General features: G+C 59.9%; 14 protein-coding genes and 1 pseudogene. 7 read left to right on the forward strand and 8 right to left on the reverse strand.

Translation table 11 applies throughout. From position 1 onward, the window contains the following. Positions 1-3 precede the first annotated feature (3 nt). From Q6A51_RS11940 to hutG, 5 genes are all read left to right on the forward strand, one after another. On the forward strand, positions 4-1,545 hold the full coding sequence (locus Q6A51_RS11940) for an HAL/PAL/TAL family ammonia-lyase (protein WP_201018349.1): 1,542 nt from the start codon (positions 4-6) through the stop codon (positions 1,543-1,545). A gap of 69 nt (positions 1,546-1,614) precedes the next feature. Beyond that, complete coding sequence (hutH, locus tag Q6A51_RS11945) at positions 1,615-3,162, forward strand: histidine ammonia-lyase (RefSeq protein ID WP_201018350.1); 1,548 nt, start codon at positions 1,615-1,617, stop codon at positions 3,160-3,162. Between the two features lie 104 nt (positions 3,163-3,266). Next, entirely contained in the window at positions 3,267-4,643 is a 1,377-nt protein-coding gene (locus tag Q6A51_RS11950) for an amino acid permease (protein ID WP_304574870.1), read from the forward strand. Between the two features lie 16 nt (positions 4,644-4,659). After that, entirely contained in the window at positions 4,660-5,865 is a 1,206-nt protein-coding gene (hutI, locus tag Q6A51_RS11955; RefSeq protein WP_304574871.1) for an imidazolonepropionase, read from the forward strand. 11 nt (positions 5,866-5,876) lie between these two features. After that, the gene (gene hutG / locus Q6A51_RS11960) at positions 5,877-6,677 is read left to right on the forward strand and encodes an N-formylglutamate deformylase (protein WP_304574872.1); all 801 of its coding nucleotides are present in this window, start codon (positions 5,877-5,879) and stop codon (positions 6,675-6,677) included. Between the two features lie 69 nt (positions 6,678-6,746). Here the strand turns inward: hutG and Q6A51_RS11965 are convergent, their stop codons facing one another. Beyond that, a complete protein-coding gene (locus tag Q6A51_RS11965) occupies positions 6,747-8,984 on the reverse strand; it encodes a heavy metal translocating P-type ATPase (protein WP_304574873.1) in 2,238 nt (745 codons plus the stop codon). A gap of 82 nt (positions 8,985-9,066) precedes the next feature. Between Q6A51_RS11965 and cadR the strand changes: the two genes are divergently transcribed. After that, positions 9,067-9,513, forward strand: coding sequence for a Cd(II)/Pb(II)-responsive transcriptional regulator (gene cadR / locus Q6A51_RS11970; RefSeq protein ID WP_304574874.1), 447 nt, complete (start codon positions 9,067-9,069; stop codon positions 9,511-9,513). A gap of 72 nt (positions 9,514-9,585) precedes the next feature. On the opposite strand, the gene Q6A51_RS11975 is transcribed toward cadR, so the two are convergent. The 5 genes from Q6A51_RS11975 to Q6A51_RS11995 form a co-directional block, all read right to left on the reverse strand. After that, on the reverse strand, positions 9,586-10,557 hold the full coding sequence (locus Q6A51_RS11975; RefSeq protein ID WP_201001402.1) for a thymidylate synthase: 972 nt from the start codon (positions 10,555-10,557) through the stop codon (positions 9,586-9,588). A gap of 52 nt (positions 10,558-10,609) precedes the next feature. Beyond that, the gene (gene lgt, locus Q6A51_RS11980) at positions 10,610-11,416 is read right to left on the reverse strand and encodes a prolipoprotein diacylglyceryl transferase (protein WP_201001401.1); all 807 of its coding nucleotides are present in this window, start codon (positions 11,414-11,416) and stop codon (positions 10,610-10,612) included. A 51-nt stretch (positions 11,417-11,467) separates the two neighbouring features. Next, a complete protein-coding gene (locus tag Q6A51_RS11985; RefSeq protein ID WP_304574875.1) occupies positions 11,468-12,250 on the reverse strand; it encodes a sulfite exporter TauE/SafE family protein in 783 nt (260 codons plus the stop codon). 170 nt (positions 12,251-12,420) lie between these two features. Beyond that, positions 12,421-14,700, reverse strand: coding sequence for a phosphoenolpyruvate--protein phosphotransferase (ptsP, locus tag Q6A51_RS11990; RefSeq protein ID WP_201018357.1), 2,280 nt, complete (start codon positions 14,698-14,700; stop codon positions 12,421-12,423). A gap of 21 nt (positions 14,701-14,721) precedes the next feature. After that, entirely contained in the window at positions 14,722-15,201 is a 480-nt protein-coding gene (locus Q6A51_RS11995; RefSeq protein ID WP_025262356.1) for an RNA pyrophosphohydrolase, read from the reverse strand. 142 nt (positions 15,202-15,343) lie between these two features. Here Q6A51_RS11995 and Q6A51_RS12000 point away from each other — a divergent pair, with 142 nt between their 5' ends. Beyond that, positions 15,344-15,997, forward strand: a complete 654-nt coding sequence (locus Q6A51_RS12000; protein WP_304574876.1) for a histidinol-phosphatase — start codon at positions 15,344-15,346, stop codon at positions 15,995-15,997. Between the two features lie 12 nt (positions 15,998-16,009). Here the strand turns inward: Q6A51_RS12000 and Q6A51_RS12005 are convergent, their stop codons facing one another. After that, a complete protein-coding gene (locus Q6A51_RS12005; RefSeq protein WP_304574877.1) occupies positions 16,010-16,405 on the reverse strand; it encodes a DUF2269 family protein in 396 nt (131 codons plus the stop codon). A gap of 212 nt (positions 16,406-16,617) precedes the next feature. Further along, a pseudogene (locus tag Q6A51_RS12010) lies at positions 16,618-16,952 on the reverse strand (threonine dehydratase); the annotation flags it as partial.

The following is a 16,952-nucleotide window of genomic DNA, read 5'->3' on the forward strand; positions in this document are numbered from 1 at the left end:
TCGATGTCACGAGCCAGACAGATTGTTTTCGGTGATGCCCCGACAGGCTGGCAGGACGTGGTGGCCGTGGCTCGTGATGGCGCGCACCTGATACTGTCGGAGCAGGCCTGGGCGCGCATCGACAATGCCCAGGCCATCGTCCAGCGCATCGTTGCCAGCGGCGAACGGGCTTACGGTGTGAATACCGGCCTCGGTGCGCTGTGCAATGTCTCACTGGCAGACGAACAACTCAGTCGCCTGTCGCGCAACACATTGCTCAGCCATGCCTGTGGCGTAGGCGCACCACTGCCCGACGAGCAGACGCGGGCCATCATCTGTGCCGCGATTCTCAACTACAGCCAGGGCAAGTCCGGCATCCATAGACAGGTTGTGCAAGCGCTGCTGGCCTTGCTCAATCAAGGCATCACGCCGCAAGTGCCATCGCAGGGGTCGGTGGGTTATCTGACCCATATGGCGCACGTCGGCATTGCGCTGCTGGGTGTGGGTCAGGTCAGTTATCGCGGGCAGATCATTTCGGCGCAGCAGGCATTGAGCGAAGAAGGCCTGTCCCCCGTCGAGCTGGGTGCCAAGGACGGGCTGTGTCTGGTCAACGGTACACCCTGCATGACCGGCCTGAGCTGTCTGGCCATTGCCGACGCCACGCGCCTGACACAATGGGCAGACGTGATCGGTGCCATGACCTTTGAAGCACTGCGCGGCCAGCTCGATGCCTTCGATGAAACCATCATCGCTCTCAAACCACATCCGGGTATGCAACAGGTCGGCAAGAACCTGCGCAGCCTGCTGGCGGGCAGCGAAGTTCTCGCCAGCAGCCAAGGCATTCGTACCCAGGATGCACTGAGCATTCGTTCGATACCACAAGTGCATGGCGCAACGCGGGACCAACTGGCCCACGCGATCAGGCAGGTCGAAACCGAGCTGAATGCAGTCACCGATAACCCCTTGCTGCTGGGCACTCCAGAGGATTACCGCGTGGTGTCGCAAGCCAACCCGCACGGCCAGTCAGTCGCCATGGCGGCAGATCTGCTGTGCATGGCGGTTGCGGAGCTGGGCTCGATTGCCGAGCGGCGTCTGGATCGGCTGATCAACCCGGCCGTCAGCGGCTTGCCGGCTTTTCTGGTCAGCCAGCCGGGCGTCAATTCGGGGATGATGATCGTCCAGTACGTGGCCGCTTCGCTGTGCGCAGAAAACCGCCAGATGGCACAACCGGCGGTGGTCGATAACTATGTCACCTCGGGCTTGCAGGAAGATCATCTGAGCCTGGGCACCAGCGCTGCCTTGAAGCTGCACAAGGTACTGGGCAACGCGACGCAGATTCTGGGCATCGAATACCTGCTGGCGGCCCAGGCGTTCGAGTTTCTCAAACAACAGCGTTTCGGGGCAGGTACCGGCATGGCCTGGCGCGCGCTGCGCGAGCAGATCCCCGCTTACGACGAAGACCGCTGGCTGGCCCCGGATATTGCCAGCAGCGTAGCCGTACTCAAGAACGAAGAAGTGCTGGAGAGGATTTTCCGGCACTGTCGTGAACAGACGACAACCCCATGACAACAGGGCTGCAAGGCGACGCGCTGCAAAAAAGCAGTCGCCTGACATCAATCAAGGAGTAGCTGCATCGTGACCAAACCATCTGCCAAGTCATTGAATCTGATCCCGGGCCAACTGACCCTGGCGCAACTGCGTGCAATCTATCAGCAACCGGTAACGCTGAAGCTCGATAGCAGCGCCGATCAGCAGATCGAAGACAGCGTGGCCTGTGTGGAGCGCATTCTCGCCGAGAACCGCACGGCCTATGGCATCAACACCGGTTTCGGCCTGCTGGCCTCGACCCGCATTGCCAGCGAGGACCTGGAAAACCTGCAACGCTCTCTGGTGCTGTCCCATGCCGCCGGTGTCGGGCAGCCGATCAGCGACGATCTGGTGCGCCTGATCATGGTGCTCAAGGTCAACAGCCTGAGCCGTGGTTTCTCCGGTATCCGGCGTCTGGTGATCGATGCCTTGATCGCCCTGATCAATGCCGAGGTCTATCCGCATATCCCGCTCAAGGGTTCGGTCGGTGCTTCCGGTGACCTCGCGCCACTGGCCCATATGTCTCTGGTGCTACTGGGCGAAGGCAAGGCTCGCTACAAAGGCGAATGGCTCGATGCCGTCGATGCGCTTGAAGTTGCAGGCCTGAAACCGCTGACTCTGGCTGCCAAGGAAGGTCTGGCATTGCTCAACGGAACGCAGGTTTCCACCGCGTTCGCACTGCGCGGCCTGTTCGAGGGTGAAGACCTGTTCGCCGGAGCCATGGCCTGCGGCGCCCTCACCGTGGAAGCCGTGCTCGGTTCGCGCTCGCCTTTCGACGCCCGCATCCATGCCGCTCGCGGTCAGCGCGGTCAGATCGATGCAGCAGCCTGCTATCGCGACCTGTTGGGGGAAAGCAGCGAAGTGTCCGAGTCCCATCGCAACTGCGACAAGGTTCAGGACCCGTACTCGCTGCGCTGCCAGCCACAGGTCATGGGTGCCTGCCTGACCCAGTTGCGTCAGGCTGCCGAAGTGCTGGAGATCGAAGCCAACGCCGTCTCCGACAACCCGCTGGTATTCGCTGCCGAAAACGATGTGATCTCCGGCGGCAACTTCCACGCGGAACCGGTTGCCATGGCCGCCGATAACCTGGCGCTGGCCATCGCGGAAATCGGTTCCCTGAGCGAACGCCGCATTTCGCTGATGATGGACAAGCACATGTCGCAGTTGCCGCCCTTCCTGGTGGCCAACGGCGGGGTCAACTCCGGCTTCATGATCGCCCAGGTCACCGCTGCCGCCCTGGCCAGTGAAAACAAGGCTTTGGCCCATCCACACAGCGTCGACAGCCTGCCGACTTCAGCCAATCAGGAGGACCATGTTTCCATGGCTCCGGCAGCCGGCAAGCGGTTATGGGAAATGGCAGAAAACGTTCGCGGGATTCTTGCCGTAGAATGGCTGGCTGCATGCCAGGGTCTGGACTTGCGCAACGGCCTTAAAACCTCTCCGAAACTGGAGCAGGCCCGTGCCGCGCTGCGCAGCAAAGTACCGCCCTATGAGAAGGATCGTTTTTTTGCACCGGACATAGAAGCTGCCAGCCAGCTGTTGTCCTCAACTTGCCTGAACCAGTTGGTTCCTGCACGTCTGCTACCCAGTCTGTGATGTACCGCGAGCCTGGCAGGGCTCGCAATGGTAGTTCGCTGCGGGAAGCCGAAAGCAGGTGTTCTCGCAGCTATTTGCCATACCCAGTAATGAGATGGACGGAAATGACGTCAAAAGATGGTTTGAAACGCGGGTTATCCGCCCGCCACATTCGCTTCATGGCTCTGGGCTCTGCCATCGGCACAGGGTTGTTCTATGGTTCCGCCGCCGCGATTCAGCAAGCGGGGCCTGCGGTTCTGCTGGCTTACCTGATCGGCGGCGCGGCGGTCTTCATGGTCATGCGCGCCCTTGGCGAGATGGCCGTGCATAACCCGACCTCCGGCTCGTTCAGCCATTACGCCAGCCGCTACCTCGGCCCTCTGGCGGGTTTCGTGCTGGGCTGGACCTACGCTTTCGAGATGATCATCGTCTGCCTGGCCGATGTCACCGCGTTCGGGATCTACATGGGCTTCTGGTTCCCGGAAGTGCCACGCTGGATCTGGGTGCTGGGCATCGTGTTCCTGATCGGCGCGCTCAACCTGTGCAACGTCAAGGTCTTCGGTGAAACCGAGTTCTGGCTATCGCTGCTCAAGGTCGGCGCCATCGTGGCGATGATCGTCGCAGGTTTCGGCATCATGCTGTTCGGCATTGGCTCATCCAGCGGTGACAACACCATCGGCATCAGCAACCTCTGGACCCACGGCGGCTTCATGCCCAATGGCATTGGCGGCCTGATCGCCTCGCTGGCAGTGGTGATGTTCGCCTTTGGCGGCATCGAAATCATCGGCATCACGGCCGGCGAAGCCAAGAATCCTCAACGCACGCTGCCACAGGCCATCAATGCCGTGCCGCTGCGCATTCTATTGTTCTACGTCCTGACGCTGTTTGTGCTGATGTCCATCTACCCATGGCCGCAGATCGGTACCCAAGGCAGCCCGTTCGTGCAGATTTTCGACAATCTGGGCATCGCCTCGGCAGCGACCATTCTCAATATCGTGGTGATCTCGGCAGCGGTGTCAGCGATCAACAGCGACATCTTCGGCGCAGGCCGCATGATGTATGGCATGGCGCTTGAAGGTCAGGCACCTGCCGGTTTCGCCAGGCTGTCGCGTCAGGGCGTGCCATGGATGACGGTCGTGGTGATGGGCGTGACGCTGCTGGCTGGCGTGCTCCTCAACTACCTGATCCCGAAGGACGTCTTCCTGCTCATCGCTTCGCTGGCCACCTTCGCCACGGTCTGGGTATGGCTGATGATCCTGCTGACCCAGGTCGCCATGCGCCGTTCCATGAACCCCGAAGAAGTCGCACAACTGAAGTTCCCGGTGCCGTTCTGGCCTTATGGGCCGGCTGCCGCCATCGTCTTCATGCTGTTCATCTTCGGCGTGCTGGGCTATTTCCCGAACAACCGGGCTGCGCTGATCGTCGGCGCGATCTGGATTGTGCTGCTGGTTATCGCCTACTACCTGTGGATAAAACCCAGACATACCAAAAACACCCAATGACCCAAGGAGGCCCGGGATGACAACACTCTGGAAGAACTGTCACATCGCAACCATGGCGCAAGGCAACTACTCGATCATCGAGGATGCCGCCATCGTGACCTCTGGAGAGTTCATCCACTGGATCGGGCCTCACAATCAGCTCTCGGAAACAGATTTTGGCAGCACCGTAGACCTGGGCGGCGCCTGGGTTACTCCGGGCCTCATCGATTGCCACACCCATACGGTGTTCGGTGGCAATCGCAGCGGTGAATTCGAGCAGCGCCTGCAAGGTGTGAGCTATGCCGACATCGCCGCTGCGGGTGGCGGCATTGCCAGCACCGTGCGGGCAACACGAGCGGCCAGCGAAGACGAACTGTTCGCCAGTGCCGAGCGGCGCTTGAAGCATCTGCTTCGCGACGGCGTGACCACGGTAGAGATGAAGTCCGGCTACGGCCTGGATCTGCCAAGCGAACGCAAGATTCTCAAGGTGATCCGTCGCCTGGGCAGCAGCCTGCCCGTCACCGTGCGCAGCACATGCCTGGCTGCCCACGCCCTGCCCCCGGAATACGCTGACCGCGCCGACGATTACATCCGGCATATCTGCGACGAAATGCTTCCGGCGCTGGCCGAGGAAGGTCTGGTGGATGCCGTGGATGCGTTCTGCGAGTACCTGGCGTTTTCGCCAGCTCAGGTCGAGCAGGTGTTCATCACCGCAAAGCAACTGGGCTTGCCGGTGAAACTCCACGCCGAACAGCTTTCGTCACTGGGCGGCTCAAGCCTTGCGGCGCGTTATCAGGCCTTGTCGGCGGACCATCTGGAGTTCATGACCGAAGACGATGCCATTGCCATGGCTGCTGCCGGAACCGTCGCCGTGCTACTGCCGGGCGCCTATTACTTTCTGCGCGAAACCCAGTTGCCGCCGATGGAAGCCCTGCGCAAGCATGGCGTGCCTATCGCCATCTCCACCGACATGAACCCCGGTACCTCGCCCGGCCTGTCACTGCGCCTGATGCTGAACATGGCCTGCACACTGTTCCGCATGACGCCTGAAGAAGCCCTGGCGGGCGTCACCCTCAATGCCGCGAAAGCACTGGGCCTGGATAAAACCCATGGCTCGCTGGAAACCGGCAAGGTAGCGGACTTCGTCGCCTGGAACATCGAACGCCCTGCCGATCTGGCCTACTGGCTGGGCGGCGATCTGGACAAACGTATCGTGCGCCACGGCGTCGAATCATCGATCTGAAGGAGAGCCCTGTGGATAACGTTCTGACATTCAAGCGTGGCCGGGTCCCGCTGCTGATCAGCATGCCTCATGCCGGCTTGAAGCTGACACCGGCAGTCGAAGCCGGGCTGGTGGACGAAGCCTTGAGCCTGCCGGATACCGACTGGCACATCCCGCAGCTGTACGACTTCGCCGCCGAACTGGGGGCCAGCACCCTGGCTGCCGAGTATTCGCGCTTCGTCATCGACCTCAATCGCCCGTCCGACGACAAACCGCTGTATGCCGGTGCGACAACCGGGCTGTTTCCTTCGATCCTGTTCGACGGCGTGCCGCTGTTCAAGGACGGCCAGGAACCCGACGCGGCCGAGCGCGCCAGCTACCTGCAACAGATCTGGGTACCTTACCACCAGACCCTGGAGCAAGAGCTGCAACGCCTGCGCGATGAGTTCGGTTATGCGCTGCTGTTCGATGCCCACTCCATTCGCGGCCACGTCCCGCATCTGTTCGACGGGCGACTGCCGGACTTCAACCTCGGCACCTTCAACGGTGCCAGTTGTGATCCGCAACTGGCAGGCAGGCTGGAAAGCCTGTGTGCAGCGGCCAAGGACTACAGCCATGTGCTCAATGGCCGCTTCAAGGGCGGCCATATCACCCGCCATTACGGCGACCCGGCCAACAATATCCACGCCGTACAGCTGGAACTGGCGCAGAGCACCTACATGGAAGAGTTCGCCCCTTTCCATTACCGCCCTGATCTTGCTGCGCCGACCCAAGAGGTATTGAAGGGGTTGCTGGAGACCTTTATTGCCTGGGGGCAGGAGAGGTTTGGTTGATTACGCTTTCGCGAATAAATTCGCTCCTACGGTAGGAGCGAATTCATTCGCGAAAAAACCCCAAATTGCTCACTTCTTGAGCAATCTCAACCCGTTGAATACCACCAGCAAGCTCACGCCCATGTCGGCAAACACCGCCATCCACATGGTCGCCATACCCGCAAAGGTAATCCCCAGGAAGAACACCTTGGTGACAATCGCCAACGCAATGTTCTGTTTGAGAATTGCCGAAGTATCGCGTGACAGTCGGATAAACGCCGGGATCTTGCGCAGATCGTCGTCCATCAGTGCGACATCAGCAGTTTCAATGGCCGTGTCGGTGCCCGCCGCTGCCATGGCGAAACCGATCTCCGAACGGGCCAGCGCAGGTGCATCGTTGATGCCATCGCCCACCATGCCGACGCGATGCTTGCGGGTATACAGGTCTTCAATGGCCTGCAACTTATCCACAGGCAGCAGATTGCCCTGAGCCTGATCGATCCCCACTTGCGCAGCGATGGCCTTGGCGGTGTGCGGGTTGTCACCGGTCAGCATCAGGGTCTTGATACCAAGCTCGTGTAACTGGGCGATAGCCTCGCGGCTGCTGTCCTTGACCGTATCGGCGACCGCGAACAGCGCCAGCGGGCCAGAGGTGTCCAGCAACAGAACCACGGTCTTGCCTTGTATTTCCAGCGCATCGAGCCTGGCTTCAAGCTCCGGCGAGCACAGCCCCAGTTCTTCGACCAGACGGTGGTTGCCCAGGTGGTAGAGCTGGCCATTGATCTCGCCTTTCACGCCACGCCCCGGCAATGCCTCGAACGCACTGACCTCATGCACACCCTGCCCTTGCCCCGACGCCTTGGCGATGGCCTGGGAAACCGGATGATCGGAACGACCAGCCAGGCTGGCAGCAATGGCTGGCGCATTGTCGGCGACAGTCACATCCAGTGGTAGATAGTCGGTCTGCACGGGCTTGCCGTGGGTGATAGTGCCGGTCTTGTCGAGGGCCAGGTAATCGAGCTTTTCGCCCATTTCCAGATAGACGCCACCCTTGATCAGAATCCCCTTGCGCGCCGCAGCGGCCAGACCGCTGACGATGGTCACCGGGGTAGAAATCACCAAAGCACAAGGACAGGCAACAACCAGCAACACCAATGCCCGGTAGATCCAGTCAAACCAGGCACCGCCGAAGAACAGTGGCGCAACAAGGGCCACGGCCAGTGCGGTCAGGAAAACCACCGGTGTGTAGATTCGCGAAAAGCTATCGACAAAACTCTGGGTCGGAGCCCGCGCGCCTTGAGCCGCTTCCACCGCATGGATGATCCGCGCCAGCGTGGAATGGCTCGCGGCAGCCGCCACCCGGTACTCAAGCGAGCCGGACTGGTTGATCGTGCCGGCAAACACCTTGTCGCCCACGGTTTTTTCCACAGGCAGGCTTTCACCGGTAATCGGCGCCTGATCGATGGTCGAGTTACCCGATACCACCTCGCCATCAAGGCCGATCCGCTCACCCGGCCGAACCCGCACGATAGCGCCCATTTCGACGCTCTTGACCTCGGTTTCGACCCAGCTTCCATCACTCTGCCTGACGGTCGCCACATCGGGCGTCAACTGCATCAGACTGCTGATGGCGTTACGGGCACGATCCAGAGACTTGGCCTCGATCAGTTCGGCCACGGTAAACAGGAACATCACCATCGCCGCTTCAGGCCATTGGCCGATCAGGACCGCGCCGGTCACCGCGATGCTCATCAAGGCGTTGATGTTGAGGTTGAAGTTCTTCAGCGCGATCCAGCCCTTTTTGTAGGTGGTCAGGCCGCAACTGAGGATAGAAACAATGGCCAGCAGCGCAACGACCCAAGTTGGGCCAAGCTGAGCGAAATGGACGATTTCGGCGCCCAGCGCCATCACGCCGGACAGTGCCAGAGGCCACCAATGCTTTTTCGGCGCAGGTGCCGCGGGCACATCCTGGCTCGCGCCTTCCTCGATGGGGTCGGCCTGCATGCCCAACGCACCGATGGCTTCACGAATCGGCTCGGTCGTCGGCAGGTCATGCCAGACGCCAAGGATGCGATTGATCAGGTTGAATTCCAGCTTATGCACACCGGGCAGCTTGCCCAGCTTGTTCTGGATCAGAGTCTGCTCGGTCGGGCAGTCCATCTGCTCGATGCGGAAACTGCTCAAACGCCCACCGGCTGCGGGCGCCTCATCAAAAGTGACAGTGGCAGGCGCGGCTGCGCCGGAGCAGCAAGAATGAGCATGCGCAACGTGCTTGTGCCCGTCTTTATGATCATCGTGCTTTGGAGAAATATCTGTAATCTGGCCCATGGTCCGCTCCCGGGATCTACTTGTTGCCAAGTGAACACCCTGTAGCCACTATAGGGTCAAGCGCTCAAACGAGATGAAACATATGAAGATCGGCGAACTGGCGAAGTTGACGGATTCTCAGGTTGAAACCATTCGTTATTACGAGCGTGAAGGCCTGCTGCCTGCACCGGCCCGCAGCGACGGCAATTACCGCTTGTACACCCAGGCGCATGTAGAGCGGCTGTCGTTCATCCGCAACTGCCGCAGCCTGGACATGACGCTGGAAGAAATCCGCAGCCTGCTCAACCTGCGCGACAGCCCGCAGGACCAGTGCGAAAGCGTCAACGCGCTGATCGACGAACACATCGAACACGTCAATGCGCGCATCGCCAGCCTGCAAGTCCTGCAGGAGCAGCTACAGGACCTGCGCCGCCGTTGTGGCGACGGTAAATCGGACCATTGCGGAATTCTGGAGCGTCTGGAAGTGACAGGCGCCGTGGCGGCGGCAGAAGGCGAGCCTTCACATGTGGGCAAGAGTCATGGACATTGAAGCAGCTGCAAGCTTCAAGCTGAAAGCCTCAAGCAACTTGCAGCTTACAACTTGCCGCTTGCAGCTCGCCCCCTATACCGCCATCGGTGCTGTCATCGCCGGATGGTGCTCGTAACCTTCCAGCGAGAAGTCGGAAGGTTCGATCAGCTCCAGCCATTCAGGCTGATAGACACCGGTCTTGGCGAACTCGGGCACACGGTCGGAGATCACCAGTTTCGGCATCGGGAACGGCTCACGGGTGAGCTGTTCGTTGAGCATGTCCAGGTGGTTCTCGTAGACATGGGCATCACCGATGAAATAGGTGAACCAGCGCGGCGTGTAGCCGGTCAGGCGGCCGATCAGGCTCAGCAGTGCAGCGCCTTCGGTCAGGTTGAACGGCGTCCCGAGGCCCAGATCGTTTGAGCGAATGTACAGCGTCAGGGAGATTTCCCGGGTCTGCGGGTTCGGGTGCAACTGGTAAAGCAGGTGACAAGGTGGCAAGGCCATCTCATCGAGCTGCGCGCAGTTCCAGCCGTGGAACAGGATACGGCGGCTGCCCGGATCCTTGATGATGGTGTCGACGCACTGGCGAATCTGATCGATGGCCTTGTACAGCACCACAAAGCTCTGGCCATCCTCTTCGGACTCTGCGATCTGCTTGTAACCCTGGCTGACGGCCAGTTCAATCGCCGCCGCATTGCTGGTTTCAATACGCTTGTAGGCCGGCCATTTGCGCCACTGCACGCCGTAGATCTCGCCCAGATCATCCTCGCCCTTGCGGAACGGGTTGTTCAGCCACTGAGCGTTCTCGTTGGCGTTCTGATCCCAGACCTTGCAGCCCAGTTCGCGAAATTCGGCTGCATTGCTGACGCCACGCAGGAAACCGACCATTTCGCCGATGGCCGACTTGAAGGCCATACGCCGTGTGGTGATCGCCGGAAAACCTTCCTGCAGGTCATAACGCAGCATCGCGCCGGGGAAACTGATGGTGTTCACGCCGGTACGGTTGGACTGCAAGGTCCCGTGCTTGATCACATGGGCGACTAGTTCAAGATATTGCTTCATAAATTACCTGCATCGTTGAACACGCTGGGCAACATCACCCGGCGTTTCAGTATTAAGCCGCTGCCTTGGCAGGTTCGCGCTTGTAGGCCAGCCAGATCATGGCCAGACCAGCGATAATCATCGGCAGACTCAGAATCTGCCCCATGGTGACCCAGCCCCACGCCAGATAGCCCAATTGCGCGTCCGGCACGCGGACGAACTCGACGATAAAGCGGAAGATCCCGTAAAACAGGGCGAACATGCCGGAAATGGCCATGGTCGGGCGCGGTTTGCGTGCATAGAGGTTGAGAATGATGAACAGCGCCACGCCTTCAAGGGCGAACTGATACAGCTGCGATGGATGACGCGCCAGTTGCGCCGGGTCGCTGAACGGCGGGAAGACCATGGCCCATGGCACATCGCTTGGCTTGCCCCACAACTCGGCATTGATGAAGTTGCCGATACGCCCGGCACCCAGACCAATCGGCACCAGCGGAGCAACGAAGTCCATCAGTTGGAAGAAAGTCTTGCCATTGCGTCTGCCAAACCACCAGGCCGCCAGCATCACGCCGACAAAACCGCCGTGGAAGGCCATGCCGCCTTTCCAGACTTCAAAGATCAACAGCGGATTGGCGAGATAAGCCGACAGGTCGTAGAACAGCACATAACCCAGACGCCCGCCGACAATGACGCCCATGGCCAGCCAGAAAATCAGGTCGGAGAGTTTTTCCTTGGTCCAGGTCGGATCGAAAGCATTCAAGCGACGCGACGCAAGCAGCCATGCGCCACCTATGCCGACCAGATACATCAGTCCATACCAGTGAATTTGCAGCGGGCCGAGGGATACGGCTACCGGGTCAATCTGCGGGTAAGGCAGCATTGCAACTCCTCAATTGGAACGCTCTTGCGAGCGACTGAATCCGAAAGACAGCTAAATCAGGAAACTGGTGCCCACGCATAACAGCAGCGCAGCGAACAGTCGTTTCAATAGACGTGGCGACAGTTTATGCGCCAGCCGGGCGCCGAAGCGCGCAAAAAACATACTGGTGACCGCAATGCCAAGCAGCGCGGGCAGGTAAACGAAGCCCAGACTATGCGGTGGCAGCTGGGGATCGTGCCACCCCAGAATCATGAAACTTATTGCACTTGCCAACGCGATAGGAAAGCCGCACGCCGCTGAAGTTGCTACCGCCTGTTGCATGGACACGCTGCGCCAGGTCAGGAACGGCACGGTCAAAGAGCCGCCGCCGATCCCGAAAATCGCCGAAGCCCAGCCGATCACCACACCTGCCGCTGTCAGGCCTGGCTTGCCGGGCACGCTACGGCTGGCCTTGGGCCGCAGATCCAGCGCCATCTGCAAGGCGACCAGCAGGGCGAACACACCAATGATCTTCTGCAGATAAGGCCCGGCAATGTAACTGGCCGTCAACGAGCCGAGGCCTGCGCCCACCAGAATGCCTACCGTCAGCCATGCAAAGATCGGCCAACGCACCGCGCCCATGCTGTGATGAGCGCGAACGGAGTTGATCGACGTGAATACGATAGTCGCCAGAGAGGTCCCGACCGCCAGGTGAGTCAGCACCGACGCATCGAAACCTTGCAGGCCGAAGCTGAGCACCAGCACCGGAACGATAATGATGCCACCGCCAACGCCAAACAGGCCGGCCAGCACACCCGCACAGGCACCCAAGGCCAGATAGAGCACAAATTCCATGGGAGCCCCCAAAATCAGTCCGGCATGTTACCGGAGCACGGCTTGATGCTCTAGCGGTGGGCGATGAAACGTGGAGGGGCTGAAACGCATCGCGGGCAAGCGCGCTCCTACGGACACCAAACCTGTGGGAGGGGCCTTGGCCGCGACAGATCGATACAGTCGAAGCGGCCTCAATGCCCTTTGACCGACCCCGGATTGATCATCCGGGACAGGCCCAGATTGCGCAGCGCCAGTTGCAGCGAGCTGCTGATCACTTGCGGGTTGTCGTTGGTCATCAACTGGGCCAGCAGTTCCTTGGCCTTGCTCAGGTTGATCTGGCGCAGCATCCATTTCACTTTCGGCAGGTTGGTGGCGTTCATCGACAGGCTGTCGAAACCCATCGCCATCAACAGCACAGCCGCAGCAGGATCGCCCGCCATCTCGCCGCAGATACTCACCGGCTTGCCTTCGGCATGGGCATCGCGCACGACGCTTTGCAGCGCTTGCAGCACCGCCGGGTGCAGGTAGTCGTAGAGGTCGGCGACACGCGGGTTGTTGCGGTCAACCGCCAGCAGGTATTGGGTCAGGTCGTTGGAGCCCACGGACAGGAAGTCCACCTGACGGGCCAGGTCGCGGGTCTGATAGACCGCAGCCGGAATTTCGATCATGACGCCTACAGGCGGCATCGGCACATCGGTGCCTTCGTCGCGGACTTCGCCCCATGCGCGATGGATAAGGTGCAAGGCCTCTTCCACTTCATGGGTGCTGGAAATCATCGGCAGCAGAATGCGCAGGTTGTTCAGACCTTCACTGGCCTTGAGCATGGCGCGGGTCTGCACCAGGAAGATTTCCGGGTGGTCGAGGGTGACGCGAATGCCGCGCCAGCCCAGGAACGGGTTCTCTTCCTTGATCGGGAAGTAGGACAGCGCCTTGTCGCCGCCGATATCCAGGCTGCGCATGGTCACCGGCAGCGGATGGAAGGCTGCCAGTTGTTCACGATAAATGGCCAGCTGTTCCTTTTCGCTCGGGAAACGCTGATTGATCATGAACGGCACTTCGGTGCGATACAGGCCCACACCTTCGGCGCCACGCTGTTGGGCACGTGCGACGTCAGCCAGCAAGCCGGTATTGACCCACAGCGGCATGCGATGACCATCCAGTGTCACGCAAGGCAGCTCGCGCAGGGCATCGAGCCCTTGGGACAGCTGACGCTCTTCCTCCACCACCTTGGTGAACTGCTGGCGCATGATGTCGCTGGGGTTGGTGAAGACTTCACCGTGATAGCCATCGACGATCAGGTCGATCCCATCCACCTTGGAATAAGGGAAGTCCACAAGGCCCATGACCGTGGGAATCCCCATGGCCCGCGCCAGAATCGCGACATGGGAGTTACCCGAGCCCTGTACCGACACCAGCCCGACCAGCTTGCCTTCCGGCACTTCACCCAGCATCGCCGGTGACAGTTCTTCACTGACCAGAATGGTGTTGTCGGGGTAGACCAGTGCCTGCTGCCGGGCTTCCTGAAGGTAACCCAGCAAGCGGCGACCCAAATCCTTGACGTCCGATGCACGCTCGCGCAAGTAGGCGTCGTCCATCAGCTCGAAACGGTTGACGTGCTCGTTCACCACCGAACGCAAGGCACCCTGCGCCCATTGGCCGGTCTTGATGATATTGGTCACTTCGCTACCCAGCGAAGCGTCGTCGAGCATCATCAGGTAAACGTCGAACAGTGCCAGCTCTTCAGGCCGCAACTGGGTCGCAAGCTTGGCTGACAGGGTACGCATGTCATTGCGCACGCCTTCCAGCGCATTCTGGAACAGCGCCAGTTCGGCATCGATATCAGTGACAGCTTTATCGGGGACCACTTCCAGATCGGCGGGTGGCAACATGACCACCGCCACGCCAACCGCCGCACCGGGCGAACCGGCCACGCCGACAAACTTGGCTTCCTGGATACCCTTGCCCTGACGACCCAGACCGCGGATCGAGCCAGTGGCTTCGGCATGGGCGATTACGCCTGCCAGTTGGGCACTCATGGTGACGAGGAAGGCTTCTTCCCCTTCGTCGAACTGACGCCGCTCCTTTTGCTGGATCACCAACACGCCAACCACACGACGGTGATGGATGATCGGCGCGCCCAGGAAAGAGGCATAACGCTCTTCACCGGTTTCGGCAAAGTAGCGATAACGGGGGTGATCGGCAGCGTTTTCGAGGTTCAGCGGCTCTTCGCGTGTACCGACAAGGCCCACAAGGCCTTCGTTCGGCGCCATGCTCACCTTGCCGATGGAGCGCTTGTTCAGGCCCTCGGAAGCCATCAGCACAAAACGGTTGGCTTCGGGGTCAAGCAGATAGACCGAGCAGACCTGGCTACCCATGGCCTCCTTGACGCGCAACACAATAATGCCCAACGCCGCCTTGAGATCCTTGGCGGAGTTAACTTCCTGGACGATCTTGCGCAGCGTATTGAGCATGGCTCGGGGTCGAACTCCGTGTCAGTCGCGCGATAAAAGGCGCGGGGCAAGCTCTTTGAGTGCGCGTCGATACACCTCGCGCTTGAATGTCACCACTTGGCCTAACGGATACCAATAGCTGACCCAGCGCCAGCCATCGAACTCCGGTTTACCGGTCAAATCCATCCGCACCCGCTGCTCGTTGGAGATCAGGCGCAGGAGAAACCATTTCTGTTTTTGGCCGATACATAGCGGTTGGCTATGAGTACGGACCAGTCGTTGCGGCAGACGATAGCGCAACCAGCCTCGGGTACAGGCCAGAATCTGCACATCCTGTCGTTCCAGCCCGACTTCTTCATTCAATTCACGATAAAGCGCGTCTTCCGGCGTCTCCTGAGGGTTGATTCCACCCTGCGGAAACTGCCAGGCATCTTGGTTAATACGCCGAGCCCATAGGACCTGACCAGCATCGTTTGTCAGAATAATCCCGACATTAGGACGGAAACCATCGGGGTCGATCACGGCAACAACCTCGCAAACGCATGTCGCCGCATTGTTCCACAAAGGCGATCAAAGCAGCAACGAGCCTTAGCACCTTATGTGAAGTCTTGTGAAAACCTCGTATTCTTGTGCTCTTTTTTCAGTTATTTCAGCGAGTAACCACATGCGCCTGGCTTTATTCGACCTCGACAACACACTTCTGGGCGGTGACAGCGATCACGCTTGGGGCGATTACCTGTGCGAACGCGGCATCCTCGATGCCGTGGCCTACAAAACGCGCAACGACGCATTCTATGAAGATTACCTGGCCGGCACGCTCAACCTGAACGACTACCTGAATTTCAGCCTTGAAATCCTGGGTCGCACAGAAATGGCCCAGCTTGATGAATGGCACCGGGACTTCATGCGCGACTGCATCGAACCTATCGTACTGCCCAAGGCGCTGGAACTGATCGCCAAACACCGCGACGCAGGTGACAAACTGGTGGTCATAACCGCCACAAACCGCTTCGTCACCGCGCCAATCGTCGCCCGCCTGGGGATCGACACCTTGCTGGCGACCGAGTGCGAGCAGATCGACGGGCGCTATACCGGCCGCACGACAGGTATACCCTGCTTCCGTGAAGGCAAGGTGACTCGGCTCAATCATTGGCTTGAAGAGAACGCATTCAGTCTGGAAGGCAGCTATTTCTATAGCGATTCCATGAATGACCTGCCATTGCTGGAACAGGTCGCCCATCCAGTGGCCGTGGACCCGGACCCGAAACTGCGTGCAGAAGCAGAGAAGCGCGGCTGGCAGGTGATTTCCCTGCGTTGAGAAATGCCGCGATCAAGCCGGTTTGAAGACCATCAGACCGGCCATCACTATAAGGCAGACGGTGGTAATGACTGCCAGCGCCAAGGTGAACCGCAGATTGCCAGCCTTCCCGGCCAGCCGACTCACCAGCCAGACCCAACTGAAAAGCCCCACAACATAAAGCACGCTACTGGCCAGCACCCACGTCTGCCCCAGTGACCAGCCGAGCAGATGAACCAGCCACCAGCCGCTGAAAGGCAGGATCGTCAGGCAGACAGCCATCAGCAGCCAGACAAACAAGGCCGGGCGTTGCAAAAGGCGGTCATGAACATGCTTCTTGATGACCCAGAAAGCCAGCCCGAAGGCGCTGAGCAACCATAGCGTGATGGCGGCTATATGCAGGGTTTTCAGCGCTGTGATGTATTCCATTGCGGACATCCCTTGCTGGCGAAGCTGTATTGAGCGTAGCAAATCAAGGTGGAAATCGGGTGGCTGGAATCACAATCCGTGGGAGGGGCCTTGGCCGCGACAGCATAGTTTCAGGCGCTGAAAACATGTTGCCTGTAAGCAAGTCGTCGCGGCCAAGGCCCATCCCGCAAGTGATATGCATGCCTTAGATCAGCATTACACCCACAGACCGCTTACCCCAGAAACAGCTTGTACGCCGGATTCTGGCTCTCATCCCAGTACGGATAGCCAATCTCCTCCAGCGCTGCGCCCACCAGATGCCGTTCCTCTTCCGGCACCACCAGCCCGGCCACTACGCGGCCATCGGCGGCGCCGTGGTTGCGGTAGTGGAACATCGAGATGGTCCAGCGCCCGCCCAGCTTGTTGAGGAAGTTGAACAGAGCGCCCGGCCGTTCCGGGAACTCGAAGCGCAGCACCACTTCATCATCCACCCGCTCGGCATGCCCGCCGACCATATGCCGGATATGCAGCTTGGCCAGTTCGTTATCGGTCAGGTCCAGCACCGGGA

This window comes from Pseudomonas serbiensis, from assembly GCF_030580745.1.
In the GTDB taxonomy this organism is placed as follows: domain Bacteria; phylum Pseudomonadota; class Gammaproteobacteria; order Pseudomonadales; family Pseudomonadaceae; genus Aquipseudomonas; species Aquipseudomonas serbiensis.

Excerpts from the sequence above, each read along its gene's own strand:
- Q6A51_RS11940 (WP_201018349.1), top strand. The coding sequence starts at position 4 with ATGTCACGAGCCAGACAGATTGTTTTCGGTGATGCCCCGACAGGCTGG.
- Q6A51_RS11950 (WP_304574870.1), top strand. The coding sequence starts at position 3,267 with ATGACGTCAAAAGATGGTTTGAAACGCGGGTTATCCGCCCGCCACATT.
- hutI (WP_304574871.1), top strand. The coding sequence starts at position 4,660 with ATGACAACACTCTGGAAGAACTGTCACATCGCAACCATGGCGCAAGGC.
- Q6A51_RS11965 (WP_304574873.1), bottom strand. The coding sequence starts at position 8,984 with ATGGGCCAGATTACAGATATTTCTCCAAAGCACGATGATCATAAAGAC.
- cadR (WP_304574874.1), top strand. The coding sequence starts at position 9,067 with ATGAAGATCGGCGAACTGGCGAAGTTGACGGATTCTCAGGTTGAAACC.
- Q6A51_RS11975 (WP_201001402.1), bottom strand. The coding sequence starts at position 10,557 with ATGAAGCAATATCTTGAACTAGTCGCCCATGTGATCAAGCACGGGACC.
- lgt (WP_201001401.1), bottom strand. The coding sequence starts at position 11,416 with ATGCTGCCTTACCCGCAGATTGACCCGGTAGCCGTATCCCTCGGCCCG.
- Q6A51_RS11985 (WP_304574875.1), bottom strand. The coding sequence starts at position 12,250 with ATGGAATTTGTGCTCTATCTGGCCTTGGGTGCCTGTGCGGGTGTGCTG.
- ptsP (WP_201018357.1), bottom strand. The coding sequence starts at position 14,700 with ATGCTCAATACGCTGCGCAAGATCGTCCAGGAAGTTAACTCCGCCAAG.
- Q6A51_RS12000 (WP_304574876.1), top strand. The coding sequence starts at position 15,344 with ATGCGCCTGGCTTTATTCGACCTCGACAACACACTTCTGGGCGGTGAC.
- Q6A51_RS12005 (WP_304574877.1), bottom strand. The coding sequence starts at position 16,405 with ATGGAATACATCACAGCGCTGAAAACCCTGCATATAGCCGCCATCACG.